The sequence below is a fragment of the Stenotrophomonas sp. SMYL86 genome, from assembly GCF_036320025.1.
In the GTDB taxonomy this organism is placed as follows: Bacteria; Pseudomonadota; Gammaproteobacteria; order Xanthomonadales; family Xanthomonadaceae; genus Stenotrophomonas; species Stenotrophomonas maltophilia_A.
This window is the reverse complement of record NZ_JAWIRU010000027.1, coordinates 21,451-32,689: the sequence shown is the minus strand read 5'-3', so window position 1 is coordinate 32,689 and position 11,239 is coordinate 21,451. Positions and strand designations below refer to the sequence as shown.

General features: G+C 67.5%; 11 protein-coding genes. 8 read left to right on the top strand and 3 right to left on the bottom strand.

The window, feature by feature from the left end:
• Nucleotides 1-97: 97 nt before the first annotated feature.
• The 7 genes from V3B64_RS20455 (at nt 98) to V3B64_RS20425 (ending at nt 6,842) form a co-directional block, all read left to right on the top strand.
• Nucleotides 98-583 carry an Mpo1-like protein gene (locus V3B64_RS20455; protein ID WP_032127158.1) on the top strand — a complete coding sequence of 162 codons (486 nt, stop codon included), beginning with the start codon at nt 98-100 and terminating at the stop codon, nt 581-583.
• A gap of 333 nt (nt 584-916) precedes the next feature.
• Nucleotides 917-3,748 carry a monovalent cation/H+ antiporter subunit A gene (locus V3B64_RS20450; protein ID WP_329914844.1) on the top strand — a complete coding sequence of 944 codons (2,832 nt, stop codon included), beginning with the start codon at nt 917-919 and terminating at the stop codon, nt 3,746-3,748.
• Complete coding sequence (locus tag V3B64_RS20445; RefSeq protein ID WP_180845044.1) at nt 3,748-4,140, top strand: Na+/H+ antiporter subunit C; 393 nt, start codon at nt 3,748-3,750, stop codon at nt 4,138-4,140. Before V3B64_RS20450 ends, V3B64_RS20445 begins: the two co-directional genes overlap by 1 nt.
• A complete protein-coding gene (locus V3B64_RS20440) occupies nt 4,137-5,672 on the top strand; it encodes a monovalent cation/H+ antiporter subunit D (protein ID WP_329914842.1) in 1,536 nt (511 codons plus the stop codon). The genes V3B64_RS20445 and V3B64_RS20440 overlap by 4 nt, the downstream gene beginning before the upstream one ends.
• On the top strand, nt 5,669-6,175 hold the full coding sequence (locus V3B64_RS20435; RefSeq protein ID WP_032127154.1) for a Na+/H+ antiporter subunit E: 507 nt from the start codon (nt 5,669-5,671) through the stop codon (nt 6,173-6,175). Before V3B64_RS20440 ends, V3B64_RS20435 begins: the two co-directional genes overlap by 4 nt.
• Nucleotides 6,172-6,456, top strand: coding sequence for a K+/H+ antiporter subunit F (locus tag V3B64_RS20430; RefSeq protein ID WP_005411334.1), 285 nt, complete (start codon nt 6,172-6,174; stop codon nt 6,454-6,456). Before V3B64_RS20435 ends, V3B64_RS20430 begins: the two co-directional genes overlap by 4 nt.
• The gene (locus tag V3B64_RS20425) at nt 6,453-6,842 is read left to right on the top strand and encodes a Na+/H+ antiporter subunit G (RefSeq protein ID WP_049401677.1); all 390 of its coding nucleotides are present in this window, start codon (nt 6,453-6,455) and stop codon (nt 6,840-6,842) included. The genes V3B64_RS20430 and V3B64_RS20425 overlap by 4 nt, the downstream gene beginning before the upstream one ends.
• A gap of 608 nt (nt 6,843-7,450) precedes the next feature.
• Here V3B64_RS20425 and V3B64_RS20420 read toward each other — a convergent pair.
• Together V3B64_RS20420 and V3B64_RS20415 are read right to left on the bottom strand one after the other, a co-directional pair.
• Complete coding sequence (locus V3B64_RS20420; protein WP_329914841.1) at nt 7,451-8,416, bottom strand: sodium:calcium antiporter; 966 nt, start codon at nt 8,414-8,416, stop codon at nt 7,451-7,453.
• A gap of 73 nt (nt 8,417-8,489) precedes the next feature.
• Nucleotides 8,490-9,143 (bottom strand): hypothetical protein, encoded by a 654-nt coding sequence (locus V3B64_RS20415; RefSeq protein WP_329914839.1) that lies wholly within the window; start codon nt 9,141-9,143, stop codon nt 8,490-8,492.
• A gap of 125 nt (nt 9,144-9,268) precedes the next feature.
• On the opposite strand from V3B64_RS20415, the gene V3B64_RS20410 reads away from it, so the two are divergent.
• Nucleotides 9,269-9,802, top strand: a complete 534-nt coding sequence (locus V3B64_RS20410; RefSeq protein ID WP_329914838.1) for a hypothetical protein — start codon at nt 9,269-9,271, stop codon at nt 9,800-9,802.
• A gap of 84 nt (nt 9,803-9,886) precedes the next feature.
• Here the strand turns inward: V3B64_RS20410 and hmgA are convergent, their stop codons facing one another.
• Complete coding sequence (gene hmgA, locus V3B64_RS20405; protein ID WP_329914837.1) at nt 9,887-11,185, bottom strand: homogentisate 1,2-dioxygenase; 1,299 nt, start codon at nt 11,183-11,185, stop codon at nt 9,887-9,889.
• Nucleotides 11,186-11,239 lie beyond the last annotated feature (54 nt).

The following is an 11,239-nucleotide window of genomic DNA, read 5'->3' as shown; positions in this document are numbered from 1 at the left end:
GGGGCGCGGCGGCGCCCCGCCCCCCGGCCCACCGGGTCTGGCCAGGGGGCGCCCCCCCCCCCCCCCCCACTACCGTTGTCCGAGGAAGCAACGCAGCATGCAGACATCCACCGAGCTTGCGCGGCCGATCGACCGCTATTTCGCCAGCTACTCCGACGACCACCGCAATCTGATCAACCAGCGCATCCACGTGGTGGCGGTGCCGGCGATCCTGTGGTCGGTGGTGGCCCTGCTGTGGTGCCTGCCGCCGCTGATCACCTGGTTCCAGTACGGCATCTGGTCGGCGTTCGCGATGTTCAGCGCCTGGTGCTTCTACAACAAGCTGTCGCGCCCGCTGGGCATCGGCATGCTCATCCAGTTCTTCGTATTCGGCTGCCTGTGCAGGCTGCTGGAGGCCGAGATCGGCCTGCACAACCTGTTCTGGCTGGCGGTGGGCGTATTCGTGGTGGCCTGGATCGCGCAGTTCATCGGTCACAAGTTCGAGGGCCGCAAGCCCAGCTTCCTGACCGACCTGACCTACCTGCTGATCGGCCCGGCCTGGGTGATGGCCAAGTTCTACCGCAAGCTCGACTGGCGCTACTGACCTGCCCGTGGCCGACGCTGCCCCTCGTTTCCTGAACGGGCAGATTCCGTCACCCGCACTCCACGACGGCCCTGCCAGCCTGCACCGGTGATCCGTTCCCCATCGCCCGCCCGTCGACGGCAGCCCCTGTGCGACAGGGCCTGCGGTCTCCCTGCGTCGGCGTAGGGTGTCCCCCGAGAGCAACCGGGGAGGGACCGCAGCAACGTGATGCTGCGCTGCAGAAAAAATGAATCAGCGGACGTTACATGCAATTGATCGCTGTTCGATGGGTTTCGGCGACATTTCGCAGCCTGTTATCCTCCCTGACCTGCTCGTGAATCATGGATTCCCTGCATGCTCCCCAGCCTGCCCCTGCTGCTGGCCCTGCCGTTCCTGATGGCAGCGGCTGTTGCGGCCTTCCCCCGTAGTTCGCGCTCGACTGCTGCCTGGCTGGCGGCGCTGGCGCCGTTGGGCGGACTGGCCATCCTCGGCTGGCTGACCCCGTCGGTGCTCGATGGCCAGGTGGTCCGCACCTTGGTGCCCTGGCTGCCGCAGATCGGTCTGGACTTCACCCTGCGCCTGGACGGGCTGGCCTGGATGTTCGCCGGGCTGGTGCTCGGCATCGGCGCGCTGGTGGTGCTGTATGCGCGCTACTACCTGAGCCAGCAGGACAACGCCCACCGCTTCTACTGCTACCTGCTGCTGTTCATGGGCGCCATGCTGGGCATGGTGCTGTCGGGCAACCTGCTGTTGCTGATGATCTTCTGGGAAATGACCAGCATCAGCTCGTTCCTGCTGATCGGCTTCTGGTCGCACCGCCAGGACGCCCGCGAAGGCGCACGCATGGCGCTGGTGATCACCGGCGGCGGTGGCCTGGCCCTGCTCGGTGGCGTGCTGCTGATCGGCCGCATCGTCGGCAGCTTCGACCTGGACGTGGTGCTGGCCGCCGGCGAGCAGATCCGCGCCAGCGCGCTTTACCCGTATGCCCTGTTCCTGGTGCTGGCCGGCATCTTCACCAAGAGCGCGCAGTTCCCGTTCCACTTCTGGCTGCCGCACGCAATGGCGGCGCCGACCCCGGTCTCGGCCTACCTGCACTCGGCCACCATGGTGAAGGCCGGCGTGTTCCTGCTGGCGCGGCTGCACCCGGCGCTGGCCGGCAGCGACCTGTTCTTCTATACGGTCAGCGGCATCGGCGCACTGACCCTGCTGATCGGCGCCTGGAATGCGATCTTCCAGCACGACCTGAAAGGCCTGCTGGCGTACTCGACGATCTCGCACCTGGGCCTGATCACCCTGCTGTTCGGGCTGTCCACGCCGATGGCGGTGGTGGCCGGCGTGTTCCACATCCTCAACCACGCCACCTTCAAGGCCTCGCTGTTCATGGCCGCCGGCATCATCGACCACGAAACCGGCACCCGCGACATGCGCAAGCTGGGTGGCCTGCGCAAACTGATGCCATTCACCAGCGCGCTGGCGATCATCGCCTCGCTGGCGATGGCCGGCATCCCGTTGCTCAACGGCTTCCTGTCCAAGGAAATGCTGTTCGCCGAAGCGCTGACCGCCGGTGGCGGCCCGGGCGCGATGCGCACGGCCGTATCGATCGCGGCGCTGCTGGCCGGTGTGTTCGGCGTGGCCTACAGCCTGCGCTTCGTGCACGACACCTTCTTCGGCCCCGGCCCGCACGACCTCGACCGCGTGCCGCATGAGCCGCCGCGCTGGATGAAGGTGCCGGTGGAACTGCTGGTGGTGATCTGCGTGGCGGTGGGCATCGCCCCGGCACTGACCGTGGCGCCAGTGCTGCATGCCGCTGCGGCCTCGATCCTCGGCAACGCCATGCCCGCGTACAGCCTGGCCGTATGGCACGGCTTCAACCTGCCGCTGGCGATGAGCGCGATCGGCGTGGTCGGTGGCGTGGCGCTGTACTTTGGCCTGCGCAAGCTGATCAACCTGCACGGGGTGGAAACCCGCACCACCGGCCGCAACGTGTTCCATGCGCAGCTGGATGCCCTTTCCGCGCTGGCCATGCGCCTGACCAACGGCATCGCCAATGGCAGCCTGCAGCGCATGCTGCTGGGCCTGGTGCTGGTGGCGATCGCGGTCGCCGCCGCGCCGTTCGTGGCCAACCCGGCCTCGCCGAACTGGACCGCGCCGCAGCCGATCCCGCTGCTGGGCTGGGTGCTGTGGCTGGTGATGATGGCCTGCGCCGTTGCCACCCTCCGTGTCTACAAGCAGCGCCTGCTGGCGGTGCTGCTGGTCGGCGGCGTCGGCCTGATGGTGGCGCTGACCTTCGTGTTCCTGTCCGCACCGGACCTGGCGCTGACCCAGCTGCTGGTGGAGATGGTGACCCTGGTGCTGATGCTGCTGGGCATGAACTACCTGCCCGCGCAGTCCGGGCCGGAGCGGCCGCGCTGGCGCAAGCGCCGCGATGCGGTGATCGCGATCATCGCCGGCGCCGGCCTGGGTGCGCTGGCCTATTCGGCGATGACGCTCCCCCCGAACACCATGGCCGGCGAGCTGCTCGCCCGTGCCCTGCCCGAGGCCTACGGCCAGAATGTGGTCAACGTGATCCTGGTCGACTTCCGCGGCTTCGATACCTTCGGCGAGATCACCGTGTTCGGCATCGCCGCACTGGTGGTGCATGCGCTGCTGCGTCGCACGCGGATGGCGCCGGAGCAGATCATGCCCGGCCCGCCGATCAAGCTGCCGGTGCCGGCCGACCTGGCGCAGATCATGTTCCCGCTGACGCTTACCGTATCGATCTTCCTGTTCCTGCGCGGCCACAACGCGCCGGGCGGTGGCTTCATCGCCGGCCTGGTGCTGGCGGTGCCGCTGCTGATCCAGTACGTGATCCAGGGCACCGCGTCGGTGGAGTCGCGCTTCGGCTTCGACTACATCCGCTGCATCGGCATGGGCCTGTTGATCGCCCTGCTCAGCGGCAGCGCGTCGATGCTGTTCGGCGTGCCGTTCCTGACCAGCGGCCACCTCGACCTGCACCTGCCGCTGATCGGCGACGTGCCGCTGGCGAGTGCGATCGGCTTCGACATCGGCGTCTATCTGGTGGTGTTCGGTGGCGCCATGCTGATGCTGTCGATGATGGGCACGATCAAGCCGTCGCGTACCCGCACTGCCCGCAAGGGTGAGATCGACCTGCAACGCCGTTCGGCACGCACCGGGGAGATGCACTGATGGAACTGGCCCTGGCTACCGCGATCGGCGTACTGACCGCCATCGGCATCTACCTGCTGCTGCGTGCGCGCAGCTTCGATGTGATCCTCGGCATGACCTTCCTGTCCTACGCCACCAACCTGCTGATCTTCGCCGGTGGCCGCGTGGTGCTGGGCAAGGCACCGGTGCTGCAGGAAGGCGTGGACAGTCACCTGGGCAACTACACCGACCCGCTGCCGCAGGCGCTGGTGCTGACCGCGATCGTGATCGCCTTCGCGATGACCGCGGTCAGCATCGTGCTGGCCATGCGCAGCCGCAGCGACAACCACAGCGACCATGTGGACGCCCACGAGCCCGACGACGACCTGCAGGATGAGAGCGTGCTGCCGCGCCAGGGCGAGGACCGCGCATGAACCACCTGGTGATCCTGCCGATCCTGATTCCCCTGCTCGGCGCCGCGCTGTCGCTGTTCGTCGAACACCGCCGCTATGGCCCCAAGGTGCAGCGCGCGGTAGCGTGGACCTCGCTGTCGGCGCTGGCGCTGGCGGTGGGCCTGCTGTTCGCCACCACCGCCAGCGGTGACATCAACGTCTACCTGCTCGGCGACTGGCCGTCGCGCCTGGGCATCGCGCTGGTGGCCGACCGGCTGTCGGCGTGGATGCTGCTGACCACCCTGCTGCTGGCCATTCCCTGCTTGCTGCATGCCTGCTCGGGCTGGGACCGCCGCGCGCCGCACTTCCATGCACTGTTCCAGTTCCAGCTGGTCGGCCTGAATGGCGCATTCCTGACCGGCGACATCTTCAACCTGTTCGTGTTCTTCGAGGTGATGCTGATCGCCTCCTACGGCCTGCTGCTCAGCGGTGGCCGTGGCCTGCGCATGCGCATCGGCCTGCACTACGTGGTGTTCAACGTCACCGCCTCGACCCTGTTCCTGATCGCACTGGGCCTGCTGTACGCCTCGCTGGGTTCATTGAACATGGCCGAGCTGTCGCAGCGCATCGCCGAGGTGCCACCGGCGCAACTGACGCTGGTAAAGGCCACGATGGGCCTGTTGCTGCTGGTGTTCTGCGCCAAGGCTGCACTGATGCCGCTGTACCTGTGGCTGCCGGAAGCCTATTCGCGCGCACCGGCCGCCGTGGCCGCCCTGTTCGCGATCATGACCAAGGTCGGCCTGTACTCGGTGCTGCGCATCCAGATGCTGTGGTTCGGCGACGACGCGGGCGCGATGGCCGGCTACGGCCGCGACTGGCTGCTGTGGGCCGGCGTGGCAACGCTGGTGCTGGGTGGCCTCGGTGCGCTGGCCGCGACGCGCCTGCGCGTGCTGATCTCGTATCTGGTGATCGTCTCGGCAGCCACGCTGTTCATCGCCTTCTCGGTAGGCACGCCGCAGGTGCTGTCCGCCGGCCTGTACTACCTGCCACACAGCAGCTTCGTCGCCGCCGCACTGTTCCTGATTGCCGACCTGATCCGCCGCCGCCGCGGTGGCGCCAGCGACCGCAAGGAAGTGGTCGCGCCGATGCCGGGCAAGGAAACGCCGGCGGTGCTGTTCCTGATCGGCGCGGTATCGGTGGCCGGCCTGCCGCCGCTCTCCGGCTTCCTGGCCAAGGCCGCCCTGCTGGCCGGCATGCCGGCGCAGTACACCGGCCCGGTCTGGACCGCGGTGCTGGTCAGCAGCCTGCTGGTGATCATGGGCCTGACCCGCGGCGGCATCCGCCTGTTCTGGCGCGTGCCGCCGGTCGAGGCCGATGCACCGAAGCCGCGCAAGGCACGCCTGCGCCGGGTCGAGCTGTACGCGGCCTGCATCCTGCTGGCCTACGGCATCGGCATGACCCTGGCCGCCGCGCCACTGATGCGCTACACCGACGCCACCGCCGCACAGCTGCTGCACCCCAGCGAGTACGTGCAGCAGTTGCGCGCGACCACGCCGGAGATCCGCCAGCCATGACCGCCCAGCGTTCCCTGTTCCGCCGCATCATTCCCTCGCCGATGCTCAGCATCATGGTGGTGGCGTTCTGGCTGCTGATGTCCGACAGCTTCACCCTCGGCCAGTTCGTGCTGGGGCTGGTGCTGGGCGTGGTGGTGCCGCTGTTCGCCGCGCGCCTGGACCGCGAGTTCGCCCGCATCGGTACCCTGCGCCCGCTGCCCAAGCTGCTGTGCGTGACCCTGTGGGACATCCTGATGTCCAACATCCGCGTCGCCGTGCAGGTGCTGGGCCCGGAGAAGAACATCCATCCGGGCTTCATCTGGCTGCCGCTGGACATCGCCAACATCCACGGCATCGCCGCGCTGACCAGCATGATCACGCTGACCCCGGGCACGGTCTCGGCCGCGCTCAGTGACGACCGCAAGTTCCTGCTGGTGCACGTGCTGCACCTGGAGGACCCGCAGGACCTGATCGATACGATCAAGCGCCGTTACGAGGCGCCGTTGATGGAGATCTTCCCATGACCGGTTTTGAAGTCATCCAGACCACCCTGGTGGTGTGCATGCACGTGGTCGGCCTGGCCATGCTGCTGGCCACCTGGCGCCTGCTGCGCGGGCCGACCGTGCCCGACCGCATCCTCGCGCTGGACACGCTGTCGGTGACCGCGATCGCCGAGCTGATGCTGTTCGGCATGTACCTCAACTCGCCGATCTACTTCGAGGCGGCGCTGATCATCGCCATGCTCGGCTTCGGCAGCACCGTGGTGCTGAGCAAGTTCGTGCTGCGCCGGGACATCGTCGAATGATCACCGCGATCCAGATCGGCCTGTCGATCCTGCTGCTGTTCGGCTGCTTCTTCATCCTGGTCGGTGCATTGGGCCTGGTGAAGCTGTCCACGTTCTTCAAGCGGCTGCACGCACCGACCAAGGCCAGCACGCTGGGCGTGGGCTGCGTGCTGGTGTGCTCGGTGTGCTACCACATCTTTCTCGGCCAGGACCCGCAGCCGCGCGAGCTGCTGATCACCGTGTTCCTGTTCATCACCGCACCGATCAGCGCGCACATGATGGCCAAGGCCGCGCTGTCGCTGCTGATGGAAACCCGCCCCAGCCTGCCCGGCAACGAGCCGGCTGCTGAAGAGCAGCTGCCGCCGCCGGAACCGGTGCGGGAAGAAGAAACCACGCAGAACCGGTGAATCCGGTAGAGGCCGACCTTGGTCGGCGCTTTGTTTCCCTGAGTGCCAACCAAGGTTGGCACCCACCGGGTGATCGGTGGTGGGTGCCGACCGTTGGTCGGCACGGAACCAACCACATCCACGCATGGCGTGGATCTACCGACTGCAATGCCCGGTAGAGGCCGACCTTGGTCGGCGCTTTGTTTCCCTGAGTGCCAACCAAGGTTGGCAGCTACCGGATCATCGGTGGGTGGACCGGTGGGTGCCGACCGTTGGTCGGCACGGAGCCAACCGCATCCACGCGTGGCGTGGATCTACCGACTGCAATGCCCGGTAGAGGCCGACCTTGGTCGGCGCTTTGTTTCCCTGAGTGCCAACCAAGGTTGGCAGCTACCGCATCATCGGTGGGTGGACCGGTGGGTGCCGACCGTTGGTCAGCACGGAACCAACCACATCCACGCATGGCGTGGATCTACCGACTGCAATGCCCGGTAGAGGCCGACCTTGGTCGGCGCTCTGTTTCCCCGAGTGCCAACCAAGGTTGGCAGCTACCGCATCATCGGTGGGTGGACCGGTGGGTGCCGACCTTGGTCGGCACGGAACTAACCGCATCCACGCAGAGCGTGGATCTACAACGCCGGTGCGCCCACCAGCAGCAGCTCCAGCACGAACCAGCCCGCGAACGCGACCAGCAGGATCGCGCCTTCGCCGCGGCTGATCTTCAGGTCGCCGCGCAGCATGGGGTACAGCACCAGTGCGAAGGCCAGCAGCGCCGGCAATTCCAGGCGCACGAACGAGGCCGGCAGCGCCAGCGGCTGCAGTACGGCCATCGCACCAATCACCAGCAACAGGTTGACCACGCTGGAACCCAGCACGTGGCCCAGCACCATGTCGCCATGACCACGGCGTGCGGCAGCAATCGCGGTTGCCACCTCCGGCAGCGCGGTACCGATCGCGACCGGCAACAGACCGACCAGTAGCGGTGTCCAACCCAGTGCAGTACCGAAGTCCGCTGCGCCCCCCACCACCAGGCGTGCGCCCCAGTACAGGGCCAGCGCGGCGATCAGCACCCGCAGTACATTCAACGGCAGGCTGGTTCGGCTCAGTGCGGACTCGGCGATGGCTGCCTGCACCTCCGCACTCTCGCTGCGACCACGGCGCAGCAGCAGCACCTGCACCACGATGAAGCCGGCCAGCAGCACGCCGCCCTCCCAGCGTGCCAGGCCACCATCAAGACCGAACAGGATCAGCAGCACGCCGGCCGCCAGCAGCGACCACCACAGCACCGTCTGCAGGCGCGCGCGCAGCAGCAGTGGCGCAGCCATGGCCGCCACGGCCAGGGTCAGGCCCAGGTTGACGATGCTGCTGCCCACCGCGTTGCCCAGCGCCAGCTCCGGCTGACCGACCGCCAGCGCGCGCGCGTTGACCGCCAGTTCCGGCAGCGAAGTGGTCACGCCGAGCAGCAACAGACCAGCCGTGAACGGACTGGCCCCGAAGCGTTGCGCCAAGCCGGACACGGCCTTGACGATGGAGTCCCCGCCCAGCGCCAGCAGCAGCAGGCCGAGCAGGAACCAGGCAATGGCAATGGCGATCATCGAGCACTCCCCCTGCGGTCGTGGCGCGATTCTACGCTGGCCCCGCGCGCATGGCTGGGCCGTGGATCAAGGATCAGCCACAGCCTTCCACATAATCGACCTGCGGGGTCTGCCCGACCCTCCACGCACCGACCCGGCCGTCCGCACCGAGTGCGAAATCGATCACCGCCCCACCCTCCTGCGCCGGACGCACGCGCAGGTGCTGGGCCTTCTCGTCGTACTTGTCGGGGCCGACGTCAGCGCGCTCGGGGTAAAGCACCTGCAGCTCACCCAGGGTCATGCCGACCTTGCCGCCACCTGGTGCGGTGATGGCTGCGCTGCGCACGTCGTAGCGCACCAGCTTGCGGCCTTCGATCATCAGGCGGGGGTCTTCGGCATTCTGCGGTCGCAGGAAATAGCAGCCATCGTTGCTGTCGTCGGCCGGCAGCGGTTTGCCACTGGCATCGGTGCCCAGCCCCTGCAACGGCGCGCCGAAGCCACTGCGGACCTCAGCGATGCCGGCACCCAGCTTCGCGCCGGCGAAGCCCTCCAGGTGCGCGGGACTGTCCTCGCGGCGGTCATTGGCTGGACGGGCTGCCAGATCAGGATCCGTCGACTGCGCGGGCCCGGTCGCCGAGGCGGTTTCGGCCGGGGTATCGCTGCCGCTGCCGGCCACCCCCTGTTTGTCCTGGCCGCCGCAGGCGGTGAGCGAAAGGAGCAACAGACCAGCAAGCGGAAGGTGCTTCATCGGTGCGGTTCCCTGGCACGAAGGTGGCTGCACGCTAGCCCATCCTGTGTGCAGGCGCTGCATTGTCATCGCGGTTTCATCGCCTTCGTTCAGGCTCGGCGAGCACCGATCTGGCCGTCCCTTCCATGCAACCGCGCAAGACCGATCTCGCCCGAACCGCGCTGCAGGCCCACCGCGCGCCGCTGGACATGCGCCAGCGACGGCTGCTGATCCTGTGCGACGGCCAGCGCACCATTGCCGACCTGACCGGCCTGCTCGGCCAGGACGCACCTGCGATGGTCATCCAGCTTGTGCAGGCGGGGTACCTGAGCACTGGCGTCCCAGCACCGTCGCCCGCAACCGCTGTAGCGCCGGTGCCCACACCACCGGCAGGCGCACCTGCAGCGCTTGCTGCATCCGCGGTCGAACGCCGCCGCTCGCTGGTGGCCGCGCGCATCTATGTGTTGGGCATCCTGGAGATGCAGCGCCACCCGCAGGCGGCAGCACTGTTCCGCGACCTGCAGCAGGCGCGTGCGGAAGACGAGGTGCTGCAGCGGCTGCAGTCGGCGATGCAGATGCTGCCCGGGCTGACCTCGGACGGCTATTGCCAGCGCGTACGCCAGCGCCTGTTGGAAGCGCTGCCGCTGGAGCACTGCGACGCGTTCGTCGAGGCCGCCTGAAGAAAAAGGGGACGGAGGGGATTAAGTCGTTTCGAACACAGGTGTGCTGTTTGCGACTTAATCCCCTCCGTCCCCTTTTCCGGATCAGCGGAAGTTGTTGCGCAGGCCGTTCCAGCACTGCTGGTAATCGCCCTGGCGATGGCCGGCGGCCAGCGCCTGTGCGGTCGGGCGGATCACCGCGCGGGTCTCGAACATGAAAGCCATCGTGTCCTTGATCACATCGGCCTTGGACAGGTCCGCATTGGAGGCCTTGTCGAAGGTCGGCGCGTCCGGGCCGTGGCCGCTCATGCAGTTGTGCAGCGATGCGCCACCCGGCACGAAGCCTTCGGCCTTGGCATCGTAGGCGCCATGCACCAGGCCCATGAACTCGCTGGCGATGTTGCGATGGAACCACGGCGGACGGAACGTGTTCTGCGCCACCAGCCAGCGTGGCGGGAAGATCGCGAAGTCCATGTTGCTGGTGCCAGGCGTGTCGCTGGGCGAATGCAGCACCAGGAAGATCGACGGATCCGGGTGGTCGTAGCTGATCGAACCGATGGTGTTGAAGCGGCGCAGGTCGTAGCGGTACGGCGCGTAATTGCCATGCCAGGCCACCACGTCCAGCGGCGAATGGTCGATCGGCGCACGCCACAGGCGGCCCTCGAACTTGGCGATCAGTTCGAAATCACCGTCGACATCCTCGAACGCCGCGTGCGGGGTTTCGAAGTCGCGCGGGTTGGCCAGGCCGTTGGACCCGATCGGACCGAGGTCCGGCAGTTTCAGCAGCGCGCCGTAGTTCTCGCAGATGTAGCCACGGCTCGGGCCATCGGGCAGTTCGACGCGGAAGCGCACGCCACGCGGAATCACCGCGATCTGCTGCGGCTCGATCTCGATCACGCCCAGCTCGGTCAGCAGGCGCAGCGCGCCCAGCTGCGGCACGATCAGCAGTTCACCATCGGCATCGTAGAAGTAGCGGCCGACCATGTCGCGGTTGGCGGCATAGAGGTGGATGCCCACGCCGGCATGCGCGTCGGGCGAGCCGTTGCCACCCATCGTGTACAGGCCTTCGACAAAGTCGGTCGGCAATTCCGGCAGCGGCAGCGGGCTCCAGCGCAGCTGGTTCGGCGAGGCCGGCTGTGCGCCGAAATCACACTGCAACCGCGACTGCGCGAACGGGGTGAACTCGCCATGGGTCACCGCCGGGCGGATCCGGTACAGCCAACTGCGGCGGTTGCTGCCGCGCGGCGCGGTGAAGGCGGTGCCGGTCAGCTGTTCGGCGTACAGGCCGTGGGCCACCTTCTGTGGCGAGTTCTGCCCGACCGGCAGCGCGCCGGCGACGGCCTCGGTGGCGAATTCGTTGCCGAAACCGGACTGGTAGCCGCGGGCGGAGATGGCGGTGGACATGGAAACTCCAGAGATTGCCGGCCAGCGGCCGGCACTACCATTCGGACAGGCAAT